The sequence below is a fragment of the Bradyrhizobium sp. WSM4873 genome, assembly GCF_055811355.1.
Map to the genome: position 1 here is coordinate 85,554 of NZ_JBVVPS010000013.1, position 24,148 is coordinate 109,701.

Here is a 24,148-nt window from a genome sequence, read left to right on the forward strand (position 1 = left end):
CCTACTCCGCCGCGTCGCGCATCTCGGCGCGCTCGGCTCTCGCCGCGCAGAACTTGAACTCCGGGATCTTGCCGAACGGATCGAGCGCCGGGTTGGTCAGGAGATTGGCCGCCGCCTCCGCGTAGCAGAACGGCATGAACACCATATTCTCCGGAACGTCGCGGTCGGAGCGGACCTTGACCTCGACTGCGCCGCGGCGGGTCTCGAGCCGAATGAAATCGCCCGGCGCAAGCTTCTTCCTGTGCATGTCCTTTGGCGACATGAACGCGACCGCCTCGGGCTCGATCTGGTCGAGCACCTGCGCGCGGCGGGTCATCGAGCCGGTGTGCCAGTGCTCCAGCACGCGGCCGGTCGAGAGCACCATCGGATATTCGACGTCGGGGATCTCGTCCGGCGGGATGACGTGGGCCGGAACGATCTTGCCGCGGCCGCTCGCGGTCGGGAAGCCCGTGGTGAAGATGATCTCGTTGCCGGGCATGTCGGGACCATCGACGGGATAGGTGACCGCGCCCTCGCGGACCAGCCGCTCCCAGGTGATGTTCTTCAACGACGGCATCAGCTCTGCCATCTCGGTGAAGACATCGCCGGGACCGGCATAATTCCACGGCAGGCCCATGCGCTTGCCGATCTCCTGGATGATCCAGAGATCCTGCCGCGCATCGCCCGGCGGCTTGATCACTTGGCGCGCGAGCTGCACGCGGCGATCGGTGTTGGTGAAGGAGCCTTCCTTTTCGGCAAACGCTGAGGCCGGCAGGATGACGTCGGCGTGGAACGCGGTCTCGGTGACGAAGAGATCCTGCACCACGAGATGATCGAGCATGGCAAGCGCCTGGCGCGCATGCTGGAGATCGGGGTCGGACATCGCGGGGTTTTCGCCCTCGATATACATGCCCTTGATCTCGCCGGCGTGGATCGCGTTCATGATCTCGACCACCGTCAGGCCACGCACGGGATCGAGATCCTGGCCCCACAGCTTCTCGAAGGCACCGCGCATGTCGTCGCGGCCGACCGGCTGATAGTCCGGCAGGAACATCGGGATCAGACCGGCATCGGAAGCGCCCTGCACGTTGTTCTGGCCGCGCAGCGGATGCAGGCCGGTGCCGGGGCGACCGACTTGGCCGGTGATCAGCGCCAGCGCAATCAGGCAGCGCGCATTGTCGGTGCCGTGGACATGCTGGCTGATGCCCATGCCCCAGAAGATGATCGACGATTTTGCCCGCGCATAGGTTCGCGCAACCTCACGCAGGGTCTGCGCCGGGATGCCGCAGATCGCTTCCATCTTCTCCGGCGTGAACTCCTTGATCTTCTCCTTGAGGTCCTCGAACCCCTCGGTGTAGCCGGCGATATACTGGTCGTCGGTCAGCCCTTCGGTGATGATCGTGTGGATCATCGCGTTCAGCATGGCGACGTCCGAGCCCGGCTTGAACTGCAGATGCTTGGTCGCATGGCGCGACAGCGTCTGCCGGCGCGGGTCCATGACGAACAGCTTTGCGCCGTTCTGCTTGACCGCATTCTTGATGAAGGTTGCGGCGACCGGATGATTCACGGTCGGGTTGGCGCCGATCACGATGATGACTTCGGCGTCCATCGCAGCCGAGAACGGCGCCGACACCGCGCCCGAGCTCAGGCCTTCGAACAGCGCCGCGACCGACGAGGCGTGGCACAGACGGGTGCAATGGTCGACGTTATTGGAGCCGAAGCCGGTGCGCACCAGCTTCTGGAACAGATAGGCCTCCTCGTTGGAGCCCTTCGCCGAGCCGAAGCCGGCGAGCGCCTTCACGCCCTTCTCGTCGCGGATCTTGACGAGGCCCTTGGCCGCGATGTCGAGCGCTTCTTCCCAGCTCGCTTCGCGGAAATGCGTGAACGGATTGGCCGGATCGACCTGGTCGTTGGAATCCTTCTTCGCGTTCGGCAGCCGCACCAGCGGCTTGGTCAGGCGATGCGGATGGTGGATGTAGTCGAAGCCAAAGCGGCCCTTGACGCAGAGACGGTTGCGGTTGGCCGGGCCATCGCGGCCCTCGGCATAGATCACCTTCTCGTCCTTGACCTCATAGGTCACTTGGCAGCCGACGCCGCAGAACGGGCAGAGCGAATCCACCTTCTTGTCGGCATAGACGACACGGGTCTGCGCCTCGTCCAGCATCACGGCCGGCATCAGCGCCCCGGTTGGGCAGGCCTGCACGCATTCGCCGCAGGCGACGCAGGTGGACTCGCCCATGGGATCGTCGAAATCGAACACGATTTTCGAGCCATGACTGCGATAGGCCATGCCGATGACGTCGTTGACCTGGACCTCGCGGCAGGCGCGCACGCACAGGCCGCACTGGATGCAGGCATCGAGATTGACGCGCATGGCCGGATGGCTGGCGTCGGTCGCCCAACGCTTGGCGGCGGGGAAGCGGCTCTCGGTGACACCCGTGGTTTCGGCCCAGTGCCAGAATTTGGAGTCCGGATCGTGCGAGGTCTCGCGCGCCGGCTGATCGGCGACCAGCAGCTCCATGACCATTTTTTGCGCGGAAACAGCGCGCGCGCTCTCGGTCTTCACCTTCATGCCGACCGATGGCGTGCGCTTGCAGGACGCCGCAAGCACACGCTCGCCTTCGATCTCGACCATGCAGGCGCGGCAATTGCCGTCGGGGCGATAATCCGGCGCGGGCGAATAGCACAGATGCGGGATCTCGCGGCCCTGCCGTTTTGCGACTTGCCAGATCGTCTCGCCTGCATTGGCCTCGACCTGCTTGCCGTCGAGCTCGAACGTAATCTTGGTCATTCGGCCGCTTCCTTGAACTCGTCAGGGAAATATTTGATCACAGTGGCAAGCGGATTCGATGCCGCCTGTCCAAGCCCGCAGATTGAGGCATCGCGCATCGCCTGGCTCAATTCGTCCAGGAGAGCGCGGTTCCAGACCGGTTGCTGCATCAGCAGCGCGGCCTTCTGGGTTCCGACGCGACACGGCGTGCACTGGCCGCAGCTCTCGTCCTCGAAGAACTTCATCAGGTTCAACGCGGCCGCGCGCACGCTGTCCTTTTGCGACAGGATCACGATCGCGGCCGAGCCGATGAAGCAGCCGTATTTTTCAAGCGTGCCGAAATCGAGCGGGATGTCGTCCATCGCCGCCGGCAGGATGCCGCCGGATGCGCCGCCCGGCAGGTACGCATAGAACTGATGGCCGTCGGCCATGCCGCCGCAATATTCGTCGATCAGCTCGCGCACGGTGATGCCAGCAGGCGCGAGCTTCATGCCCGGATTCTTGACGCGGCCCGAGACCGAGAAACTGCGCAGACCGTGCCGCTCATGGCGGCCGTGGCCCTTCCACCAATCGGCACCCTTCTCGACGATGTCACGCACCCACCACAAGGTCTCGATGTTGTTGATCAACGTCGGCAGGCCGAACAGGCCGACCTGGAATGGATAAGGCGGCTTATGCCTGGGCAGGCCGCGCTTGCCCTCTATGCTCTCGAGCAGCGAGGATTCCTCACCGCAAATATAGGCGCCGGCGCCGCGGCGCATATGCAGCGTCGGACCGCCCGGCGGGAGCTTTGAAATCTCGCGCTCGAGGATTTCGCGCGACGCCGGATATTCGTCGCGCAGGTAGATGTAGATATCCGAGGCCTGCACCACATGGGCGCCGATCAGCATGCCCTCGAGGAAGCGGTGCGGATCGCTTTCGAGATAGACGCGATCCTTGAACGTGCCGGGCTCGCCTTCGTCGCCGTTGATTGCCATCAGGCGCGGGCCGGGTTCACCAAGTACCGCCCGCCATTTGCGCCCCGTCGGGAATCCGGCGCCGCCGAGACCGCGCAACGAGGCGTCGTCGAGCGCCTTCAGCAGGTCGTCGGTCGCTAGCTCGCCCGAGCGCAGGCGATTGAGCAGCTTGTAGCCGCCGTCGGCGACATAGGCGTCATAGCCGATATATTTGGGCAGATGCGCGTGGGTGTCGCCAGCCTTCGCCGCCGCCATGACGTTGGCGACGGTCGCATGGTCCACGAAGTTATGTCCGACTTCCGCGGCAGGCGCGGTATCGCAGCGGCCGACGCAGGGCGCACGCACGACGCGGATGCCGGGACCCGACGCGTCTTGCAAATCGGCGAGCAGCTTCTCTCCGCCGAGCATCGCGCAGGTGAGAGAGTCGCAGACGCGGATCGTCAGCGGTGCGATATCGGGCTCGCCTTCCTTCACCACGTCGAAATGCGCGTAAAAGGTTGCCGTCTCGAACACCTCGGCGAACGCGAGCTTCATCTCGTCGGCGAGCGCAGCGAGATGCGCGGCCGATATCTGGCGGTACTTGTCCTGGATCAGGTGCAGATATTCGATCAGCAGATCACGCCGCCGCGGTCTGTCGCCGAGCAGTTGCTCGATCTCATGGGACGCGATGGGATCGACCTGCCGTCCCTTGGGCGTGGACTTGGCGCGCTTCCGTCCCTGGCCGGGATGTTCGAACTCGCGAACCTTGTGAACGTCGTCGTTGCTGCTCATGGAGAGGTCGCGTTCTCTTCAAATGCGTGATCAGTCTAGGCCGGATCGCCAAAGCGATCAGCCTTCGTTTCCCGATTCGATCAGCGGAACCACCGGTTCTGCGTCCCGCCGACCAAGCCAAATTCGACGCAACTCTAATCTCTGGTATGCCAGATGCAAGACAATTTAGAGCGTCTCTAGAGTGATTTAGGAGGCAGGCGGTCGCCCGCCATGCCCTTTACGCAAGCGTCGGAGGGAACCCGATCTCAGGTCTTGCTCATGCACTCTTCGATGTAGAACCAGCGGTCATCGCCCGCGAGGCCTTTGGCTTTCACGTCGGCGCGACAGGCCTTGAGCTTCGGCTTGTTGGCCGCCCACTTCGCCTTCATGTCTTTTAGCTTCTGCATCGTGAGCTTCATCTTGCCAGGCTTGGCTTCGGTCGTTGCAGCAGGCGCCGCCGGTGTCGTTGCCGTCTGCGCGGATGCGGCATGAAGGCCAGCGACGACCAACACGGCCGCAAGGCAAATTCGAAGGCAAGTTCGGTTGCGAATCATTTCAATCCCCTAAGTCCCATTCTTGATGATGTCTGAAAGGCCAACGAAACGGGACGCCTGATGAGCATCCCGCTTCCGTCTCGACGGCGGTCAGAAGATCTTGACCGCGCTCTCTAATGTCTTCCAAACACCCCAAAGCAGGGGGACGCCGACGAAGGCCCAGAACATCGCCGCCTTGGCGTCGAGCCCGCCAAAACCGATGCCGTAGGAGCCGTGCGGCCCCGCGGCGGCGGCGTTGGCGCTTGCAGCCTGCAACTTGGCGACATCGGCCTCCTTCATGTGCCACTTCGAATCGACCGGCTTGATCAGATAGTTGCAGATCAAACCTGCGATCAGCATCGCACAGAGGATGTACATCGTCGTGTTGTAGAGCTGATCGCGCGGCACGCCGGCCGCGAGCTGGAACTCGCGGATGTAGTTGACGACGACGGGGCCGATGATGCCCGCGGTGGACCACGCCGTCAGCAGCCGGCCATGGATGGCGCCGACGAACTGGGTTCCGAACATATCGGCGAGGTAGGCCGGCACGGTGGCGAAGCCGCCGCCATACATCGACAGGATGATGCCGAAGCCAAGCACGAACAGGAGCTTCGAACCCATCGCCGCAAAAGTCGGCGCCAGCGCGTAAAGCACGATGCCGAGGATGAAGAACGTATAGTAGGTGTTCTTGCGACCGATCTTGTCCGACAGCGATGCCCAGAAGAAGCGGCCGCCGATGTTGAACAGCGACAGCAATCCGGCGAAGCCCGCGGCGATCGCGGCGATCTGCGCCTTCTGCCCCGCATCGAGCGCGTTGAAGCCGACGTTAGGCAGGCCGATCAACTTGCCGGCGAATATCTCCTGGAGCATCGGCGAGGCCATGCCGATCACGCCGATGCCGGCCGACACGTTCAGGCACAGCACCCACCAGATCAGCCAGAACTGCGGCGTCTTGTGCGCGTCGTTGAGATGGACGTTGGCCTTCGAGATCATCGCATTGGCCTTCGACGGCGCGGTCCAGCCCTCGGGCTGCCAGCCGGGCGGCGGCAAGCGATAGCGGAACGCGCCGATCATCATGAACACGAAGTAGATGACGCCCATCGTGACGAAGGTCTCCCAGACGCCGACCGAGGTCGGAGTCTTGAAGTAGTTCATCAAGAGGTTCGCCAGCGGCGCGCCGATCATGGCGCCGCCGCCGAAGCCCATGATGGCCATGCCGGTCGCCATGCCGCGGCGGTCCGGAAACCATTTCACCAGCGTCGACACCGGCGAGATGTAGCCAAGGCCGAGACCGATGCCGCCGATCACGCCCGAACCCAGCCACAACAGCCAGAGCTGATGGGTGTAAACCCCGATCGCACCGAGGAAGAGGCCGCCGCACCAGCACAGCGCCGAGACGAAGCCGGCCTTGCGCGGGCCTACGCGCTCCAGCCAGCCGCCCCAGACCGCAGCCGCGATACCGAGCAGCACGAAAAACAGCGTGTACATCCACCCCATGCTGGCGACCTTCCAGTCGCAGCTGGTCGTGAACAGCTCCTGAAACAGCGACATCTCTGCGCACGCCTTCGGCGCGGTCACTCCGATCGCGCGCGACAGCGGCAGCCAGAACACCGAGAAGCCGTAGGCCATGCCGATGCAGAGATGGATGCAAAGCGCAGCCGGCGGCACCAGCCAGCGGTTGAACCCGGCGGTCGCGATGGTCCGCTCGCGATCCAGAAAACCTGCGCCGGCACCCGAAAGTGTTCCAGCGCTCTCGATGGTAGACATGCATTCCTCCCCTAAAGCCGCCCTTCTGAGCGGCCTGCCACGACGGTCCTGTTCCTCAGCCTGCAGCGCAGCCTTTGTCCCTGCTGCTCCGCACAATGATCGACGCGCGCCAGGATCGTCACGCGCATCCGAGACGTTAAACCCCTAACCTTGGGGGCTATGCCCGACACCACGGCCGGGCTTCTTTCGATGGCCCATTTGCTCCGCATATCGCAGGCAAGACTCGACCTCCGCGTCTCGGCGGAGGAACTCAATTGGGGCAGAAGTGGTGATCGATGTCGATAGACAAAAGGTAGGTATCAACCGAGTGACCGCCGGCTAAGCGGGCGGCGCACCATTGATATTTTCTATCGATCGATCGGCCTTCTCAATCAAGAACACGATACGCGCCTCGCTGCGCTCGGTGATCTCCACCATGTCGCCGGTCTCCCGGATCAGGTTTGGAATGTCAATCACCGACAGGGGATCGGTGCAGTACACTTCGAGCTGATCGCCCGGCTGCAACGGCTTCAGCGCTTTGCGCGTCTTCAGGGCAGGCAGCGGGCATTTCAGTCCGGTGAGATCGAGCGTCGTTCTGGTCATCGGCGCAACATGGCGGGAGGGGCCAATGGCGTCAACGCCAAGACAAGGTCCAGATTCAGAGCAAGTCGGCATAGGACAAGAAACCCACGCTCTGCCCGGGCTCGACGCGCGTGACCTCCTCATCGAGCTCGATGAGGCCGTCGGTGTCGACCAGCGAGGACAACAGCCCTGCCCCCTCGCGTGGAAACTTGATGGCCTCGAGTGCGCCGTCCTGCGTGCGCCGCAAGGAGGCGCGAACATATTCGCGACGCCCCACCTTCTTCTTGTAGGTGAATGCCGCGCGCACCGGAATCGGCAACAGCGGCGCCGGCAGGCTGCCCGCAAGCGCCAGCACCGTCGGCCGCACCACATGCACGAAGGTGACGAAACTCGCGACGGGATTGCCGGGCAATCCGATCAGCGGCGTGCCCTCGATGATGCCCATCGCCACAGGCCGTCCCGGCTTGATCGCCATCCGCCACAACACCAGCGAGCCGATGCTCTCGACCGCCGCCTTGACGTGATCCTCCTCCCCGGTCGAGACGCCGCCGGTGGTGAGGATCAGATCGTGGCTGCCTGCTACCCGCTTCAGGCCATCCGCAAGCGAAGTGCGTTCGTCGCGCAAGATGCCGAGATCACTGACGTCGCAGCCGAGCCGGCGCAGCATCGCCATCAGCATGAAGCGGTTGGAGTCGAACAGCTGCGAGGCTGCGCGCGGCTCGCCGGGCGAGGCCAGTTCGTCACCGGTCGAGAACACCGCGACACGGACGCGCCTGACGACGTCGAGCCTGAGAAGGCCGAACGCGGCCGCGAGCGCGACATGCTGCGGCAGCAAGCGCTGTCCTGCGCGCAGCGCGATATGGCCCTGGGGAATGTCCTCTCCCGCAGGGCGGACATTCGCGCCCGGCTTGAGCCCTGGCGGCAGCACAATTCGGCCGGCATCATCGACCTGCACGTCTTCCTGCATGAAGACGGTTTCGGCATCCGGCGGCATCGGCGCGCCGGTGAAGATGCGCGCGGTGTGGCCGGCCTTGATCGGCGCCAGTGCCAGACCGCCGGCCTGGATGCGGCCGTCGAGCGGGAGTGCCCGCTCGACGCTGTCCGGAAGATCTGCGTTGCGCACGGCGTAGCCGTCAACAGCGGAATTGGTGAAGGGCGGCAACGGAAGCGGCGCCGCGATATCGCGAGCCAGCACCCGCCCATCTGCATCAATGAGCGCCACGGTTTCGAGATCAACAATCGCGTTGACGCGCGTCGTGATCAGGCCAACGGCCTCGTCGACCGACATCATCGGTCCGCCGAAGGCAAAACAATCGTCCGACAGTTGAGCCATGGTGCCTCGTCAGCGCATCGCAGCGCTTTTCGCGACCGCTTCCTCGACTGGCATCGCGGCGCGCAGCAGCAATTCCGCGGCTGCAGCGATATCGTCGAGATGGACGGTCGGCAGTCTGGTTTCAATGGCGACGTCGGCCGCGATCCCGAAAATTCCTGGATCATCGGGAAACAGCAACGGCTTGTCGTTGGCGGCGCGATGCACCTCGATCTTGCGATGCGGCTCGCGCTTGAAACCCTCGACCACGACGAGATCGACCGCCGACAATTTGCTCATAAGTTCCGGCAGACGCGGCTCTGCCGCCCCGCGCAACTCGTGCATCAGCGCCCAGCGATTTGACGAAGCAACCAGCACCTCGGCCGCGCCGGCCTCGCGATGGCGCCAGGAATCCTTGCCGGGCACGTCGACGTCGAACTGGTGATGCGCATGCTTGATGACCGAGACGCGCAAGCCAAGCGCATTGAAATGCGGGATCAGCCGCGTCAACAGCGTGGTCTTGCCCGCACCGCTCCAGCCCGCAAGGCCGATGACTTTCATTCCAGCTCCGTCTCCGCGAGCGACCCGGTCCTTGATGGAACCACTCTCTCCTCCGTCATTGCGAGCGCAGCGAAGCAATCCAGGAATGCATCCACGGCGGCAGCTTGGATTGCTTCGCTTCGCTCGCAATGACGAATAGGCGGCATTTCGTTCTCTCGCTAGCATGCTTATATCGGCTTGACCCGAATGTCATGCTAACGTCGCGGCCATGATGAAAATCGACAAAGCCCCAGTGCCCCTGATCGTCCCTGATACCGACGACCCGCGTCTCACCGAGAGCGTGACCGGGACCGACCAGTCCGGCGCCAGGATCGAGATCAAGGTGCCGGTGGAGCGCCCCCTGACGCTCTACCTGAATTCGCAGGAGATCGTCACCATGATGACGATCGGCGACTATCCGGAATATCTGGCGCTGGGCTATTTACTCAACCAGAACATGCTGAAGTATAATGACGCGGTCACCGAGGTCGAATACGACGACGACCTCCAGGTGGTGGTGGTGCGCACCGAGCACCACACCAATTTCGAAGCCAAGCTGAAGAAGCGCACGCAGACATCGGGCTGCGCACAGGGCACGGCCTTCGGCGATCTGCTGGAGGCGGTCGAGAGCGTGGCGTTGCCGAAAGCGGAGCTGCGTACCGCCTGGCTGTACCAGATGACCCAGACCATCAACACCATGCCCTCGCTCTATCTGGAGGCTGGTGCGATCCACGGCTGCGTGCTGTGCAGGGAGGGCGAGCCGCTCTGCTACACCGAGGATGTCGGCCGTCACAACGCCGTCGACAAGATCGCGGGCTGGATGTACCGCCACGGCGTCGATGCATCCGACAAGATCCTTTATACCACCGGACGGCTCACCTCCGAGATGGTGATCAAGACGGTCCGCATGGGAATTCCGATTTTGGTGTCGCGCTCCGGCTTCACCGCCTGGGGCGTCGATCTCGCCCGGCAGGTGGGCTTGACGCTGGTCGGACGCGCGCGCGGTAAACGGTTCATCGCGCTGTCGGGGGAAGAGCGCATCGTCTACGACCAGAACCTCGCTTATGTCGAGGAGGAATCGGCCAAGCACAAGCGCAAGGGTGAAGGTGGTGACGATTAGCTGTCCGACCACGCAAGGCGTGCTGCTCGCCGGCGGCCTCGCGCGGCGCATGGGCGGCGGCGACAAGCCGATGCGCACCATTGGCGGTCGCACCATCCTGGAACGCGTGATCGCGCGCCTATCACCCCAATGCAGCGGGCTGATGCTCAATGCCAACGGCGATCCCGCCCGCTTCGCCACGTTCGGTTTGCAGGTCGTCGCCGACGACGTGCCCGACTTTCCCGGTCCGCTCGCCGGCATCCTTGCCGCGCTCGACTGGACCGCGGCGAACCGGCCTGAGGTGGAATGGGTGCTCAGTGCCGCCGGCGACTGCCCATTCCTGCCGCGCGATCTGGTCGCGCGCTTGCATGAAGAACGCATCGCGGCGAATGCCGAGCTCGCCGTCGCAGCGTCAGGCGACCAATCGCATCCGGTGATCGGCTTGTGGCGCGTTGGCTTGCGCGACGAACTGCGTCACGCTCTGGTGGTCGAAGACCTCCGCAAGATAGATCGCTGGACCGCGCGTTATCCGCTCGCGACCGTAACATGGCCGACCGAGCCGCTCGATCCGTTCTTCAATGCCAACACGGTCGAGGATATCGCGGAAGCCGAACGGCTGGCCGCACTGGATGCGGCGTATTAATCAAGCGCTACGCCGGTCGGAATCCGGCCCGCTCCAGCGCGGCGCGCGCTTCGTCCGAACTGAGTGCAGCGAGAAAGGCCTGCACTGCCGGCCGCTGCTTGCGCGCCGTCACCAGCGCGAAGTCATAATGCTCCTCCGCGAGCGGAATGAAACCGAGGCCGACCGCATGGGCGACCGGCGCAATGGTCATGCCCCAGTCGGCGCGATGCTGTGCGACCGCTGCGGCCACCGCGTTGTGCGAGCGCGGCTGGTTCCAATAGCCGTCCGGGCGCGCACCACCGAGCAACCGGTCGATCAGGATGCGCGTGCCGGCGCCCTGGTTGCGGTTGACCATGATGCAGGAGGGATCCGCGAGCGCCGCGGCGACGGCGTCCTTCGCGCTGTGGCCTTCGAAACGCTTGTCGCCCTTGCGGAACACGATGCCCTGCATCCGCCGCCAGCCCGGCACGAGCTCGAGCCCTTCAACGAGGTAAGGCGTATTGTAGGCTTCGCTCTTGTCATCGAACAGATGGATCGGCGCAAGATCGCATTCGCCGCGCCGTGCCGCCGCAAGTCCGCCGAGACTGCCGACCGCAATCGAGCGCACGGTCAGGCCGGCATGCGCGAGTTGCGCCGTGACGAGATCGAGGCCAGTGCAATGGCTGCCCACGATGACGAGATCGGGCACCCGCACATGCGGCGTGAACAGCGTCACCTCGGCCTCGGTCCCGGCCGGCATTTGGTCGGCGAGCGCGTCGATGCGCAGAAAACCGTCGGCCTGCGCGAATGAAGTGATCGCACCGGACCCCTTGCCGGAGGGAAAGGCGATCAAGCCGTCCTTGCCTTCGACCAGCGAGACCATGACGAATTCGGTGCGGCCGAGCTCGGAAGCAATGCGCACCGGCACGGTTGCGCTCACCTTGGCATCGGAGCGCGGGGGCAGTCCGGCCATTTTGCGCAGCACCGGCACGATCATGTCGTGGAAGGTGAACATCGCCGAGGTCGGAAATCCCGGCAGGATCACCACCGGCTTGCCGTCGCACACCGCAAGGCACAGCGGCTTGCCGGGCTTGAGCGCAATGCCATGCGCAATGATGCCGGGCTGACCGAGCCGGCCGATGATGCGATGGGACAGGTCGCCCGCGCCTTTCGACGTGCCGCCGGAGAGCACCAGCATGTCGGCGTCCGCGAGCGCACGTCGCATGGCGGCTTCGAGCTGAACTTCGTCGTCGGGAATGGCACCGAGGAAAACCGCCTCTCCGCCGTTCTCGTCGATCGCAGCAGTGACGATCGCGCCGTTGGTGTCGTAGATCGCAGCAGGCGCGAGCACCGCGCCGGGCTGAACCAGTTCGTCACCGGTGGAGATCACGGCAACACGAGGTTTGCGCACGACGCTCACCTCGGCAAGACCGCAAGCCGCCAGCATGCCGACCTCGCGCGAGCCGATGATCGTGCCGGCGCGCAGCAGCGCCTCGCCGCGCGCGATATCGGATCCTGCGTAGGATACGAATTGCCCGGGCGAGGCCGCGCGACGGACGTCGATCGCCCCCGATCCTGCCGGCTGGGTATGCTCGACCATGACCACGGCATCGGCACCGCGCGGCAGCGGACCGCCGGTGGCAATCGGCGTTGCCGTTCCCGCGGCGACTTGCAGCGCCGGTACGATGCCGCAGTGAATGGTCTCGCCATTCAGCCCGAGGCGAACCGCCGCGCCTTCGCCGGCTGTTGCAAGGTCCGCTGAGCGCACCGCAAAGCCGTCGACATTGGAACGGTCGAACGGCGGCACGTCGATTGGCGCAGTGATGTCTTCAGCGAGCGACGCGCCGAGCGCAGCACCGAGTTTGCGCGTTTCACTCGGAAGCGCGCGCGGAAACAGCGCGGCCTCGAAGCGAGCCAGGGCCTCCTCGCGGGAAAGGATTTTGAGGAACTGCTCCTGCTCGAGCGCGCTGCGGACTTGCGATTGCGGGATCATGGTCATGCTAAACTCATATCATTCCCGAATCAGATAGGCATCGACCGGCGCGCCCGCTGCAAATCCCTCGTGGTTGGCGGGAACAAGCAGCCATGCATCTGCACGGGCAATTGCCTGGAGCGGCCATTCTCCTACCGCAAGTGGCACCCAGGCATGATGTTCCTCGGCCAGCAGGACCATTTCGGCGATCCCGACGCTTGATGCAATTTTTCGCGCGAGCGGCAAGGCTATCTGTCGGCGCGGCAGCCGCGTCGATAGCCGGTCGAGGAGCGGCAGCACGAGCGCAAGCCAGACCGCAAGCCCGTGATCCGGCGATCCGGGCAAGGCGACGACAGGAATGGTTCCGAGCCGCCCGATTGCGGCGGTGCGTCCGGGCTGGAGCGCAAGACCATGGGCGATCACATGACCATGCCGAGCCAGCGCCGTGACGGCTGCATCCTTGCGACCGACACCGCTGCCGCCGATCGTCAGCAGGAGATCGCAGGTGGGCGCGCCGAACGCCCCCGCAATCGATCCCGCGTCTCGCGCGCCGGCCTCGTGCGTTTGCACATCCAGTCCTGCGGCGCGTGCGATGTCCGCAATCAGATGCATGGTCCCCGTTGCGCCTGGTACATTGACAATGCGCAGCCGCGGACGGCGCACGCTCAGTCGGTCCAGTCCGGCGGCGCGCGCCAGCAGCGGAGCGCCAGGACCGATCGGATACCCCTCTGCCGCGGCAGGCGTGCGTCCGTCGATGTCACTTCCAGCGCGCCTGACGCCTTGCCCTGGCACGCTCTCCGCCAACACCTGGACTAGCGGACCAGATACCTCGACTGCGTCGGCATCGAGCACACAGTCGCATCCGGCCGGCATCGCGTCGCCGGCGTCGACCCAAGGGGGCGCTGTTGCGAGAGGCAGCGGTGAATAGGAGGACGCGCCGACCAGATCATTGGCGCATAGCGCCCAGCCGTCGGCGGCAGCGACGTCACGGGACGGTCGGGCCGCGAGCAGCGGATTGCCGGCCGCGATGCAGCCGGCCGCTTCGCTCAGCGGCAACTCCACCGCCGCGACCGGATCAAGCCCCGTCAGCAACGCGGCGAGCGCGGCGTCGAGCGGCGTCAGCGATGGCGGCAGGCGCTGGGTCATGCGTCATGATGGACCACGCATCGCCCGGTTTGGCAACCGCTGGCGATACGAACGTCAGCCGCCCGACTTGTCCGCATTGGGGAAGAACAGTTGTTGTCCGTCGACCTTGTATCCGGCGATCGCCGCCTGCCCGTCGGGCGAGATCAGCCAGTGGACGAAATCCTGCCCCAGCTCCTTCTTCACGTTCGGAAACTTCGCGGGGTTCACCAGCATCACGCCGTACTGATTGAGCAGCCGCTTGTCGCCTTCGACGACGATGTCGAGATCGCCGCGCTCCCGAAAAGCGATCCAGCTGCCGCGGTCGGACAGCACATAGGCGTTCGCCGTGCGCGCTGCGTCGAGGGCGGAGGCCATGCCCTGCTTGGCTTCGCGATACCAGCCGCCCTTGTTGCGGGCGATGTCGATGCCGGCGACGATCCAGAGCGCGAGCTCCGCGGCGTGCGTGCCCGAGCGGTCGCCGCGCGTCACGAACGGCACGCCCTTGGCCTCGATCGCCTTCAGCGCGGTCGCGATGTCCTTGCCCTTCACGCCGGCGGGATCGCTCTTCGGCCCGATCAGCACATAGTCGTTGTACATCACATCGAAGCGCTTCACCGCAAAACCGTCGGCAACGAATTTCTCCTCCTGCGGCCGTGCATGCATCAGCACGACATCGACTTCGCCCCTTCGTGCCCCGTCGAGCACCTCGTCGGCGCGCCGCGCGATCACCGTCACCTCGATGCCGGTCTTCTCACGGAAGATCGGCAGCAGATAGTCGAGCAAGCCTGACTCCTGCGTCGCTGTGGTCGTGGCCATGACGATGGCGCGGTCCTCCGCGGATGACGCCGCAACGCTCGCGGCGAGGCCGCAGAGAAGCGCGAGTGCAATGGAGAGGCGGCGGACGGCCATGATCGGGTTCCCACTGGCTATGACGCGATCATGATGATGATCGATTGCGCCGCACTCGTGACGCGTTTGCTCGTTGTGCCCGCCGTGTCGGGAAATTCCGGCAATGCGGCGCGCGCGACTTCCGCAAGATCCGCCCCACGCGAGCGATTCAGGATCGTTCACCAAAGCAGAGATCGCGCGTGGGGATGTGTTGCAAAGCAGCGAGATGATCGGGCATGGTCGTGGCGGACAAAACTTGAAATGCAGATTCCACCTGCGTCGAGCACCAAAAAGAAGCAAGAATTTGCATAGGAATGCAGGATGGAATTCCTGACGACCAGCGAAGCCGCCGACTATCTTCGGCTCGGCGAACGCAAGCTTTACGAACTCGTCACCACCGGTGCGATCCCCTGCACCAAGGTAACCGGAAAGTGGCTCTTCCCGCGGCACGAGCTCGACCTCTGGGTGCTGTCCGGACTGGCGCGTCCGGCCGGCATGCTGATCGCGGAGCCGCCGCCGGTCGTCGGCGGCAGCCAGGACGAGCTTCTGGATTGGAGTCTGCGCGAATCCGGCTCGGGCCTGGGATCGATGAGCGAGGGCAGCGCGCGCGGGCTCGAGCGGTTGCAGCGGGACGAGGTGCTGGCCGTGGCCATGCACTTCCACAGCCTCGATGCCGACGGCAATCTCGCCGCCGACGCCAATGCGACGGTCCTGCGAGACGCTCCGGACCTGCATGATGCATTGCTGGTCGCGTTCGTGCGCCGCGAGCAGGGTCTCGTGCTGCCGCCGGGCAATCCCAAGCGGCTGCGCGGCCTTTCCGACGTGCTCGCGCTCGGGGCCAGGATGGCGATGCGGCAACAGGGCACGGGCGCGCAGATGCTGCTCGATGTGCTGCTCAAGCGCGCCGGCGCCTCGACGCGCGATTTGCGCCGGATCGAGACCCCGGCCCTGACCGGGCCGGATCTCGCCGAGATCGTCCGCGCGGGACAGGCCGATTGCGGAATCGCGACGCGTGCGTCCGCGCGCTCGGCCGGCCTCGATTTCGTGCCGCTGGTCTGGGAGAACTTCGACCTCGCAATGCGGCAGCGCAGCTATTTCCGCCCCGCCATGCAGGGCCTGATCCGGTTCCTCAGCGAAAAGCGGTTGCTCCAGCGCGCCGCGGAGCTGACCGGCTACGATCCCTCGCCGGCCGGACAAATCCGCTTCGCCGGCTGACGTTGACGCCCGCCCCCAAATAGTTGCAAAAGAAACCAATTCAGCCGGGCCATACCCGGGGGCACACCGGCCAACGCGCCGGATCAGGGGAGGACAAGCATGAAGCCAACGAGATTTGGACTGCCGGTTGCTGCCGGCTTTGCAACGATGTTCCTGACGACGCTGCTGCCGGGCGCCGCAATGGCGCAGGTGTCGGACGACGTCGTCAAGATCGGCGTGCTCACCGACATGAACGGTCCGGCCTCCGCGCCGACCGGCCAGGGCTCGGTGACGGCGGCGCAGATGGCGATCGATGATTTCGGCGGCACCGTGCTCGGCAAGCCGATCAGCATCGTCGTCGGCGACCATCAGCTCAAGGCCGACATCGGCGGCGCGATTGCACGGCGCTGGTACGACGTCGACCAGGTCGATCTGATCGTCGACGTGCCGGTCTCCGCGGTCGGGCTCGCGGTGCAGAACATGGCCAACGAGAAGAAGCGGCTGTTCATCACCCACTCCACCGGCACCGCCGATTTCCATGGCAAGTTCTGCTCGCCCTATGCGATCCAGTGGGTGTTCGACACCCGCGCGCTCGCGGTCGGCACCGCGGACGCGGTCGTCAAGCGCGGCGGCGACAGCTGGTTCTTCATCACCGACGACTACGCCTTCGGCCATTCGCTGGAGCGCGACGCCTCCGCGGTCGTGACCGCCAATGGCGGCAAGGTGCTGGGCTCGGTGAAGCCGCCGCTGGCAACGCCCGACCTCTCCTCGTTCGTGCTGCAGGCGCAGGCCTCCAAGGCCAAGATCATCGGCATCGCCGCCGGTCCGCCGAACAACATGAACGAGATCAAGACCGGCTCCGAGTTCGGCGTGTTCAAGGGCGGCCAGCAGATGGCCGCGCTGCTGGCGCTGATCACCGACATCCATGGCCTCGGTTTGCAGGCAGCCCAAGGGCTGTTGCTGACGACCTCGTTCTATTGGGACCTGGACGACAAGACCCGTGAATGGTCGAAGCGCTACTTCGCCAAGATGAACAAGATGCCGTCGATGTGGCAGGCCGGCGTCTATTCGAGCGTGATGCACTATCTCAACGCCATCAAGGGCACCGGCACCGACGATCCGCTCAAGGTCGCGGCGAAGATGCGGGAAAAGCCGATCGAGGATTTCTTCGCCCGCAACGGCAAACTGCGCGAGGACAATCTGATGGTGCACGACCTCTGGCTGGTGCAGGTGAAGACGCCGGAGGAGAGCAAATATCCGTGGGACTATTACAAGATCCTCACGACGATCTCGGGCGACAAGGCCTTCGGTCCGCCGGACCCGGCCTGTGCGATGGTCAAGAAGTGAGGGTGTAGCGACGCGCGAGGGAAGTCGTCATGGCCGGGCCTGTCCCGGCCATCCACGATCTCCGAGCGGCGCCAAGAACGTGGATGCCCGGGACAAGCCCGGGCATGACGATTGTGGGTACAGGCGCTCGCTACTTCACCACCCCGATCTCGCGAAAATACTTCATCACGCCGGAGTGGAGCAGTTCGGGCTTCGGCGCGGCGGCGACGGTGTTCGCGGCGGTCGCAGGCTTGCGCGAGCTGCTTGCAGAATGTCGGCTCGACGCCATGCAGCGTCTTCGCCAGCCGATAGGTGAGATCGTCCGGCATATCTTCGCGGGTCAGCACAAAAGCTCCAGGACCCCAGCGAGGCGATCGGCGCGGACTGGTTCGGATAGCTGCCGGCGGGCACGGTGAGCGGCTTGAGGAACGCGTGCTTGGCGCGGATGCGCGTGATGTCCTCGGCACTGGGCGCGATGAAGCGCGCGCCTGATCCGCTCGAGGCTACCGCCGCGAAGCCGGGCCAGCCGATGCCGGCGCCCCAGAGTGCTGCGACGCGGCCGTCCTCGACCATCGCGGGGCCGTCGCCGGCGCGGTCGAGATAGACGGCCTTGAAGTCCTCGTCCTGCTTCAGGCCGAGACCATCGAGCACGTAGCGCGCCAGGATCGGCAGGCCCGAGCCTTTTGCACCGAATGCGACCGGCTGTCCGACGAGATCGCGGATGGTCTTGTACGGACTGTCCGCGCGCACCACGAACATTCCAGGGTTGGAATAGATCGCCGTGAGAATCTTCAACCGGACCGGCGCGCGGCCGATGCCGGCGAAGGCTTCATAGGCCGGCTCGCCCGCGACCAGAGCGAGATCGAGCTCGCCCTTCTCCAAGAGCGGAATGTTCTCGTTGCTGCCCTTGGTGTTGCGCGGGGCAATGGTGACTTGCGGATCGGCCGCGTTCATCGCTTGCGCAAAGGCGTTGCCATAGAGCGGAAAGCCGCCGCCGGGCGTCGCGGTGCCCAAGCTGATCGTCAGGCTGGGTGTCGTGGTCGGAATGGCGTTGCCTCCGGTTTGAGCGGCGGCGGGGCTGACCAGCAGCGCCGCGCCGAGAAGAAGGGTGGTCGCGAATCTCATGGTCGGTCCCGGCGGGGCGCGTCAACATCGACTTGCGGCGATGTAGGCAGCGCCCCGATTTTGTGAAAGCATGCAGCCCAACGACAATAGAACAATGGGAGGCGTCATGTTGCGAATTTTGCGTAACAGTGTTTTCGGGCTGGTTTTCCTTTCAACGCTGTTGGGCGCCGCACCTCCCGCCTCCGCCGCTTATCCCGACCGTCCCGTGCACTGGCTGATCGGCTTTTCCGCCGGCGGCCCGGTCGACATCGTGGCGCGGATCATGGCGCAGTGGCTGTCGGACCGCCTCGGCCAGCAGTTCATCGTCGAGAACCGCACCGGCTCCGGCGGCAACATCGCGGCCGCTGCCGCGATCACCTCGCCGCCGGACGGTTACACGCTGCTGTTCGTCGCGCCCAACAACGCGATCTCGACCTCGCTCTACAAGAAGCTGCCGTTCGACTTCCTGCGCGACACCGTGCCGGTCGCCAGCATCATGCAGCTCACCAACATGCTGGTCGTCTCCAACGCGTTCCCCGCCAAGACCGTCCAGGAGTTCATCGACTACTGCAAGGCCAATCCCGGCAAGATCTCCTTTGCCTCGTCCGGCAACGGCACCTCGGTGCACATGTCGGCGGAGCTGTTCAAGGTGATGACCAAGTGCGACATGGTGCACGTGCCCTATCGGGGATCTGCGATCGCCTTCCCCGACATCATCTCGAACAAGGTGCAGCTGATCTTCGACAACCTCCCCTCCGCGATGGAGCAGGCCAAGGGCGGCAATGTCCGCGCGCTCGGCGTCACCTCGCCGCAGCGCTGGCCGAGCGTGCCCGACGTGCCCGCGATCGCCGAGACCCTGCCGGGCTTCGAATCGGTCGGCTTCTACGGCATCTCCGCGCCGAAGGGCACGCCGGCCGACGTGATCGAGACCCTCAACAAGGCCGTCAACGAGGCCCTGAAGGACCCGAAGCTGGTCGCGCGCCTCACCGAGACCGGCGGCATCCCCAAGCCGATGACGCCGGCCGAGTTCGGCAAGCTGGTCACCGACGAGACCGAGAAGTGGCGCAAGGTGGTGGAGTTCGCCGGGGTGTCGGTGGACTAGCGCCGCGGAACTGCCGCGCGCCTGCAGCGCGCCAACGCGACAGCGGAGGGGATCGGAAGACCCCCTCCCAACAAAATGTGCGAAAACAACCCCATGCACAGTAGAAAGATCGAGCGATTACAGTTGGTTACGGAATCGAAAACCGAACCCCCTGGCGTGATTGCCAGAGGGCGGGGGCGAAGGCTCGGCGAGGTGGCCTTGCGCCGTCGGGCAAAACAGGACTATAAGGGCATCATCGCCAATTTCGGTTATTCAAAAATCTCCGACCTTGCCGCGCCGACGTTTCGAACCGCCGGAGCCAGCATTGCACCCCCGCCTCCGTCCCTGTAAACGAACCGCGCACCGTTGCCGGCCGCAGCTTTCGCGGCCGTCTCGCGGCGGGGCCTGTAGCTCAATGGTTAGAGCCGGCCGCTCATAACGGTCTGGTTGCAGGTTCGAGTCCTGCCGGGCCCACCAGCAAAAACATGCACTTCTGGAATCGCCGATTTTCTTGGGGCCAGATTGGGGACCATGTCCACAGCAATTGTGTGGCTTAGATCGCAGGATGCAACCCTGGCGGACCGCAACCCTTGTGAAGTTCCTTGTTATGTGTTTTTTCGAGGCACGCGCCGACAACAAGATCGGCGGCGCAACGGAGGGGGCCCGTTGGCAGACCTAGAAAGCGACATCATCGGTCGGGTGAATCGGCTGGCCCTTCGGCCGTCCGAAAAGAATGCCTTGTTGCCACTCATGGAAGCGGTCAGCAATTCTGTTCACTCCATCACAGACCTCTACGACGCGGACGCAGCAACCAGGGGCCGGATCACGATCCAAATCGTTCGTGAAGGAGATGAGCCAGAAGGGCGGGTCATCGGCTTTGATATCGAGGACAATGGAATAGGCTTTACGGACGCCAATTTCAGATCCTTTCGAACGCCAGACTCCCGTTGGAAGGAAGCGCGTGGCGGCAAGGGCGTAGGTCGCCTAGCATGGCTTAAGGTTTTCGACCGCATCCTTGTCGATAGCACTTACAGCGACGACGTCGGCTGGCAGCGACGAGCTTTTGAGTTCCGTCTCACCGAATGCGATCAGATCCACGAGATTAGTAGTGAAGTCCTTGGGACTGCGCATCGGACCATCATCAGTTTCCGCGGATTTAAGCCACCATTTGAGGATAGATGTCCGATCAGAAAGGGGATCATTGAAAACAGGATCGCTGCACACTTTATTCCGCTATTTGTGGCCGGAAACGCACCGAAGGTCACAGTCGATGATGACGAACGAACCGAGATCGAAACTCTATTCAGCGAAAGCATCGTCGAAAAACCCGCAATTTCTCTACATGATGGATGACCTTCAGGCCTTTGCCGAGGGGCTACAGCCGAACGCCTTTGGAAAAGAGGACATTTTTCTAGAGATGTCGCGCGGTAGATTCCGTCGCCAGAAGCGATACTCAGCCCTCGAAAAGGCAATCAAGTCGAAGGATCTGTTGGCGGGCCCACTAGCAGCCAAGATCGAAGACTACACCAGCTACATCGCCGACGAGAAGCGCGGGGCATTGTCCGAACGAAACTGTTCCGATCGATTCATTCGGAGACGTACAAAAATCCCTTTGGCTATGAGCTTTGCGCGCATTTTGGGTGGGGACCAGCTGGGGACCAGAATGAACAGGCAATAACAGATAAATAGTGCATCAACGGAACGGAAAGAGACGGAAAATCAAAGACTTGATGCGCAATGAATTTGCTCATAACGTCTAGTTGCAGGTTCGAGTCCTGCCGGGCCCACCAGCCTTCGCTCGCGAAGCGAGCTTCGGCTAGGCAAGCCGGAGCCACAAATGACAAGCGAGCAGACGAAGGCTGCGGCGCCGAAGCCCAACGGGCGAAGGCGTGCTGTAAGATCAACATTTGAGCCCTCACCAAATTTTCCGGTGGACCGGCTGATTTTGTTGGTGCCAGACATAGTCAGGGCCACCACACTCCCCGTTGCGACACGCGATGTCCGCGAGCCCATCCGGCGGCGGATGTGTGGCGCGCTTCGGCCTCTCTCATGTCGGGACGGATGATGCGCAAGCTTCTGGCGATTCTGGTGATCTCGTGCTGGGCCAGTTTGGCTCACGCACAAAAGGCCGACCTCATTGTCACGAACGCAAAGCTCGTGACGCTGGATCCCGCATCGACGATCGCGCAGGCTCTCGCCGTCCGCGACGGCAGGATCGTCGCGATTGGCGGCAACGATGCCATGGAAGGCCTGATCGGGCCCGCGACGCGCCGTGTCGACGCGGGTGGACGCACCATCATTCCGGGATTGATCGATTCCCATATTCACGCCGTGCGCGCCGGCCTCACCTACGCAACCGAGGTCAACTGGATCGGCGCAAAGACGATTTCCGAGGCCATGGAACGCTTGCGCCAGGCGGCAGAAGCGCGCCCGGCATCCTGGATCATCGTGGCCGGTGGCTGGAGCGAATTGCAGTTTGCGGAGAAGCGGCGGCCGACGCTCGCCGAGGTGATGTCGGCCGTTCCCGACAATCCGGCTTACATCCAGCTGTTCTATTCGGCGGTGCTGATGACGCCAAAAGCGCAGCAAGCCCTCGGGCTTTCCGCGGATCAGTTGCCGGCCGGTATCACAGCCGCATCGGGCGATACCACGGGCTGGCTCAACGGCTCCATTATCAGCATCTCCGCGCTGTTCGATCGGCTGCCGAGGCCGAATTTCGAAGAGAATGTCGCCGGGACGCGGCAGTTCTTCACGGAGCTCAATCGTCTTGGCGTGACCGGGATCGTGGATCCCGGCGGCTTCAGCATTTATCCTGGCCATTACGCCGCCCTGCAAAAGCTCTGGCGCGACAAATCATTGTCGGTTCGGGTTGCCTACAGCCTGTTCGCGCAGAACGTCGGCGCGGAATTCGAGGAGTACAAGACTCTCACGCCGTTCCTGCCGATGGGATTCGGCGACGACATGCTGCGCTTCGCGAGCGGATCACCGGCGCCATGTACAACAACAATGCGCCCGACACGGCCGCCAAGGACAAGTTCCGCGAGATCATCCGCTGGGCGGCCAAACAGGGGCTGACCGTCACCATCCACTGGCAGGAAGACAAATCCGTCCATCACCTGCTGGACCTCTATGACGAGGTCAACAAGGAGACGCCGCTCGCGCCGTTGCGCTGGTCCATCGCCCATCTCGACAACACCTCGCCCCAAACGCTGGCGCGCATGAAAGCCCTTGGTGTCGGCTGGACCATGCAGGACGCGATGTATCTCGGCGGCGACCGTATCGTGGCGCAGGCCGGCGAAGCCGCGCGCAGCATGCCGCCGATCGTCACGGCGTTGCGCATGGGGGTCCATGTCGGGGCCGGCACGGATGCGCATCGGGTCGCATCCTACAATCCGTTCGTGGCGCTGCAATGGATGCTCGACGGCAAGACCGTCGGCGGACTGTCGACGCGCGGCCCGGACGAAACACCCAGCCGCGAAGATGCCTTGCGCCTCTACACGGTGGGAAGCGCGTGGTTCTGCTTCGACGAGACGTGGCGCGGCACGCTGGAGACCGGCAAGTTCGCCGACTTCGCGATCCTCGATCGAGATTTCATGTCCGTCCCCGTCGAGCAAATTGGCGCCATGGCGTCTGTGCTGACGGTCGTGGGCGGCAAAATCGTCTACGCAGCGGATGCTTTCGCGGGCGCAAAATAGGAGCTGGAGGGCGACCGTGCTGCTCTCACGAAATCTCGGCCTGTTGTCCATTGCAGCGACATGCTCTCGGCCCACACATGCAGATTCGGCGGCCGAGCCGGATGGCATACCAATCTCGCCGCCTGCTATCCCTGCGGCATCGATATGGTGATTGTGCACTCAGTGAGCCCGCCCCCTTTTGGGCTACGAAGACTTTGAATTAAGTGCACTGTCACCGTAATCCTCTATTGCAGACGTGAATGAAAATCTACGCACCACGACGAGACGTGTTCACCTCGTGCGCGGCTGCCTTTTTGAAGCTGTGACGGCGAGACCATCGCCGAAAACGCACATAGACCCCCGCCGCATACCGGCCCATATTGCCCAGGCATCACTTTGTTCGACGAGCAAGGGAGCCACCGCATGTACGCCAACATTCTCTTGAGCACGGACGGATCGGAGGTCGCGACGAAGGGCGTTGAGCATGGCATTGCCCTGGCGAAGGCCTTGAACGCCAGGCTGACGATCATCACTGTGACGGAAGCACTGCCGATCGACTATGGGGGCGGACACGACTCGGGATGGATTCCGACGCAGGACGAGATCGATAGCTTTGACGCGGCCTGCAAGGTCCGCGCGGGCAAGGTGCTCGATCAAGCGCGCGCGATGTCGGAGCAGATCGGCGCGCCTGCAGAATTCCTGCACGTTCCGAATGCGCACCCGGCGACTGCGATCATTGAAACAGCCAAGCTCGGGGGATACGACCTGATCGTCATGGCCTCTCATGGACGACGCGGCCTCAGGAAGCTGTTTTTGGGCAGCCAGACATCCGAGGTCCTGGTGGACGGCAGCGTCCCGGTGCTGGTGGTGCCGAAGCCGGCATCAGTGTAGGGATTATTGGCACCACTCAGCTGATCCG

General features: G+C 63.9%; 18 protein-coding genes, 1 tRNA gene and 2 pseudogenes. 10 read left to right on the forward strand and 11 right to left on the reverse strand.

Annotated elements, in window-relative coordinates; all coding sequences use genetic code 11:
- Window position 1: 1 nt before the first annotated feature.
- From fdhF to mobB, 7 genes are all read right to left on the reverse strand, one after another.
- A complete protein-coding gene (gene fdhF, locus AC0L21_RS18795) occupies window positions 2-2,770 on the reverse strand; it encodes a formate dehydrogenase subunit alpha (RefSeq protein WP_473263295.1) in 2,769 nt (922 codons plus the stop codon).
- Window positions 2,767-4,476 (reverse strand): NADH-ubiquinone oxidoreductase-F iron-sulfur binding region domain-containing protein, encoded by a 1,710-nt coding sequence (locus AC0L21_RS18800; protein WP_473263296.1) that lies wholly within the window; start codon window positions 4,474-4,476, stop codon window positions 2,767-2,769. Before AC0L21_RS18800 ends, fdhF begins: the two co-directional genes overlap by 4 nt.
- A 245-nt stretch (window positions 4,477-4,721) precedes the next feature.
- Complete coding sequence (locus AC0L21_RS18805) at window positions 4,722-5,009, reverse strand: hypothetical protein (RefSeq protein ID WP_473263297.1); 288 nt, start codon at window positions 5,007-5,009, stop codon at window positions 4,722-4,724.
- Window positions 5,010-5,099: 90 nt separating this feature from the next.
- Complete coding sequence (locus AC0L21_RS18810) at window positions 5,100-6,755, reverse strand: OFA family MFS transporter (protein WP_473263298.1); 1,656 nt, start codon at window positions 6,753-6,755, stop codon at window positions 5,100-5,102.
- Window positions 6,756-7,073: 318 nt separating this feature from the next.
- Window positions 7,074-7,337 carry a sulfurtransferase TusA family protein gene (locus AC0L21_RS18815; protein ID WP_473263299.1) on the reverse strand — a complete coding sequence of 88 codons (264 nt, stop codon included), beginning with the start codon at window positions 7,335-7,337 and terminating at the stop codon, window positions 7,074-7,076.
- Window positions 7,338-7,392: 55 nt separating this feature from the next.
- Window positions 7,393-8,649 carry a molybdopterin molybdotransferase MoeA gene (locus tag AC0L21_RS18820; protein ID WP_473263300.1) on the reverse strand — a complete coding sequence of 419 codons (1,257 nt, stop codon included), beginning with the start codon at window positions 8,647-8,649 and terminating at the stop codon, window positions 7,393-7,395.
- A gap of 9 nt (window positions 8,650-8,658) precedes the next feature.
- Complete coding sequence (mobB, locus tag AC0L21_RS18825) at window positions 8,659-9,186, reverse strand: molybdopterin-guanine dinucleotide biosynthesis protein B (protein WP_473263301.1); 528 nt, start codon at window positions 9,184-9,186, stop codon at window positions 8,659-8,661.
- A gap of 208 nt (window positions 9,187-9,394) precedes the next feature.
- Between mobB and fdhD the strand changes: the two genes are divergently transcribed.
- Both fdhD and mobA read left to right on the forward strand, forming a co-directional pair.
- The gene (fdhD, locus tag AC0L21_RS18830; RefSeq protein ID WP_473263302.1) at window positions 9,395-10,285 is read left to right on the forward strand and encodes a formate dehydrogenase accessory sulfurtransferase FdhD; all 891 of its coding nucleotides are present in this window, start codon (window positions 9,395-9,397) and stop codon (window positions 10,283-10,285) included.
- The gene (mobA, locus tag AC0L21_RS18835) at window positions 10,230-10,907 is read left to right on the forward strand and encodes a molybdenum cofactor guanylyltransferase MobA (protein WP_473263303.1); all 678 of its coding nucleotides are present in this window, start codon (window positions 10,230-10,232) and stop codon (window positions 10,905-10,907) included. Before fdhD ends, mobA begins: the two co-directional genes overlap by 56 nt.
- A 7-nt stretch (window positions 10,908-10,914) precedes the next feature.
- Here the strand turns inward: mobA and AC0L21_RS18840 are convergent, their stop codons facing one another.
- The 3 genes from AC0L21_RS18840 to AC0L21_RS18850 are packed head-to-tail and all read right to left on the reverse strand — an operon-like array spanning window position 10,915 to window position 14,871.
- On the reverse strand, window positions 10,915-12,864 hold the full coding sequence (locus AC0L21_RS18840) for a molybdopterin biosynthesis protein (RefSeq protein ID WP_473263304.1): 1,950 nt from the start codon (window positions 12,862-12,864) through the stop codon (window positions 10,915-10,917).
- Window positions 12,865-12,876: 12 nt separating this feature from the next.
- Window positions 12,877-13,983, reverse strand: a complete 1,107-nt coding sequence (locus AC0L21_RS18845) for a molybdopterin-binding protein (protein ID WP_473263305.1) — start codon at window positions 13,981-13,983, stop codon at window positions 12,877-12,879.
- Window positions 13,984-14,037: 54 nt separating this feature from the next.
- Complete coding sequence (locus tag AC0L21_RS18850; protein ID WP_473263306.1) at window positions 14,038-14,871, reverse strand: ABC transporter substrate-binding protein; 834 nt, start codon at window positions 14,869-14,871, stop codon at window positions 14,038-14,040.
- A 300-nt stretch (window positions 14,872-15,171) separates the two neighbouring features.
- On the opposite strand from AC0L21_RS18850, the gene AC0L21_RS18855 reads away from it, so the two are divergent.
- On the forward strand, window positions 15,172-16,065 hold the full coding sequence (locus AC0L21_RS18855) for a substrate-binding domain-containing protein (RefSeq protein ID WP_473263307.1): 894 nt from the start codon (window positions 15,172-15,174) through the stop codon (window positions 16,063-16,065).
- Between the two features lie 99 nt (window positions 16,066-16,164).
- Entirely contained in the window at window positions 16,165-17,391 is a 1,227-nt protein-coding gene (locus AC0L21_RS18860) for an ABC transporter substrate-binding protein (RefSeq protein WP_473263308.1), read from the forward strand.
- Window positions 17,392-17,521: 130 nt separating this feature from the next.
- Here the strand turns inward: AC0L21_RS18860 and AC0L21_RS18865 are convergent.
- A pseudogene (locus AC0L21_RS18865) lies at window positions 17,522-18,495 on the reverse strand (TAXI family TRAP transporter solute-binding subunit).
- Between the two features lie 106 nt (window positions 18,496-18,601).
- On the opposite strand from AC0L21_RS18865, the gene AC0L21_RS18870 reads away from it, so the two are divergent.
- The 6 genes and pseudogenes from AC0L21_RS18870 to AC0L21_RS18895 all read left to right on the forward strand — a co-directional run bounded on the left by AC0L21_RS18870 (window position 18,602) and on the right by AC0L21_RS18895 (window position 24,120).
- Window positions 18,602-19,576, forward strand: a complete 975-nt coding sequence (locus tag AC0L21_RS18870; protein ID WP_063996668.1) for a Bug family tripartite tricarboxylate transporter substrate binding protein — start codon at window positions 18,602-18,604, stop codon at window positions 19,574-19,576.
- 380 nt (window positions 19,577-19,956) lie between these two features.
- Window positions 19,957-20,032: transfer RNA gene (locus tag AC0L21_RS18875), tRNA-Ile, on the forward strand.
- A gap of 189 nt (window positions 20,033-20,221) precedes the next feature.
- On the forward strand, window positions 20,222-20,908 hold the full coding sequence (locus AC0L21_RS18880; RefSeq protein WP_473263309.1) for an ATP-binding protein: 687 nt from the start codon (window positions 20,222-20,224) through the stop codon (window positions 20,906-20,908).
- Window positions 20,898-21,233, forward strand: coding sequence for a hypothetical protein (locus AC0L21_RS18885; protein WP_473263310.1), 336 nt, complete (start codon window positions 20,898-20,900; stop codon window positions 21,231-21,233). The genes AC0L21_RS18880 and AC0L21_RS18885 overlap by 11 nt, the downstream gene beginning before the upstream one ends.
- 563 nt (window positions 21,234-21,796) lie before the next feature.
- Window positions 21,797-23,250 (forward strand): annotated as a pseudogene (locus AC0L21_RS18890) (amidohydrolase).
- 402 nt (window positions 23,251-23,652) lie between these two features.
- Window positions 23,653-24,120, forward strand: a complete 468-nt coding sequence (locus AC0L21_RS18895) for a universal stress protein (protein ID WP_473263397.1) — start codon at window positions 23,653-23,655, stop codon at window positions 24,118-24,120.
- Window positions 24,121-24,148: the final 28 nt, after the last annotated feature.

Bases quoted from the DNA above. Each gene is read 5' to 3' on its own strand.
- AC0L21_RS18820 (WP_473263300.1), bottom strand. From the start codon at position 8,649: ATGGCTCAACTGTCGGACGATTGTTTTGCCTTCGGCGGACCGATGATG.
- AC0L21_RS18810 (WP_473263298.1), bottom strand. From the start codon at position 6,755: ATGTCTACCATCGAGAGCGCTGGAACACTTTCGGGTGCCGGCGCAGGT.
- fdhD (WP_473263302.1), top strand. From the start codon at position 9,395: ATGATGAAAATCGACAAAGCCCCAGTGCCCCTGATCGTCCCTGATACC.
- AC0L21_RS18870 (WP_063996668.1), top strand. From the start codon at position 18,602: ATGTTGCGAATTTTGCGTAACAGTGTTTTCGGGCTGGTTTTCCTTTCA.
- AC0L21_RS18805 (WP_473263297.1), bottom strand. From the start codon at position 5,009: ATGATTCGCAACCGAACTTGCCTTCGAATTTGCCTTGCGGCCGTGTTG.
- AC0L21_RS18855 (WP_473263307.1), top strand. From the start codon at position 15,172: ATGGAATTCCTGACGACCAGCGAAGCCGCCGACTATCTTCGGCTCGGC.
- AC0L21_RS18895 (WP_473263397.1), top strand. From the start codon at position 23,653: ATGTACGCCAACATTCTCTTGAGCACGGACGGATCGGAGGTCGCGACG.
- AC0L21_RS18885 (WP_473263310.1), top strand. From the start codon at position 20,898: ATGATGGATGACCTTCAGGCCTTTGCCGAGGGGCTACAGCCGAACGCC.
- AC0L21_RS18850 (WP_473263306.1), bottom strand. From the start codon at position 14,871: ATGGCCGTCCGCCGCCTCTCCATTGCACTCGCGCTTCTCTGCGGCCTC.
- fdhF (WP_473263295.1), bottom strand. From the start codon at position 2,770: ATGACCAAGATTACGTTCGAGCTCGACGGCAAGCAGGTCGAGGCCAAT.
- mobA (WP_473263303.1), top strand. From the start codon at position 10,230: ATGTCGAGGAGGAATCGGCCAAGCACAAGCGCAAGGGTGAAGGTGGTG.
- AC0L21_RS18845 (WP_473263305.1), bottom strand. From the start codon at position 13,983: ATGACCCAGCGCCTGCCGCCATCGCTGACGCCGCTCGACGCCGCGCTC.
- AC0L21_RS18815 (WP_473263299.1), bottom strand. From the start codon at position 7,337: ATGACCAGAACGACGCTCGATCTCACCGGACTGAAATGCCCGCTGCCT.
- AC0L21_RS18800 (WP_473263296.1), bottom strand. From the start codon at position 4,476: ATGAGCAGCAACGACGACGTTCACAAGGTTCGCGAGTTCGAACATCCC.
- AC0L21_RS18860 (WP_473263308.1), top strand. From the start codon at position 16,165: ATGAAGCCAACGAGATTTGGACTGCCGGTTGCTGCCGGCTTTGCAACG.
- AC0L21_RS18840 (WP_473263304.1), bottom strand. From the start codon at position 12,864: ATGACCATGATCCCGCAATCGCAAGTCCGCAGCGCGCTCGAGCAGGAG.
- mobB (WP_473263301.1), bottom strand. From the start codon at position 9,186: ATGAAAGTCATCGGCCTTGCGGGCTGGAGCGGTGCGGGCAAGACCACG.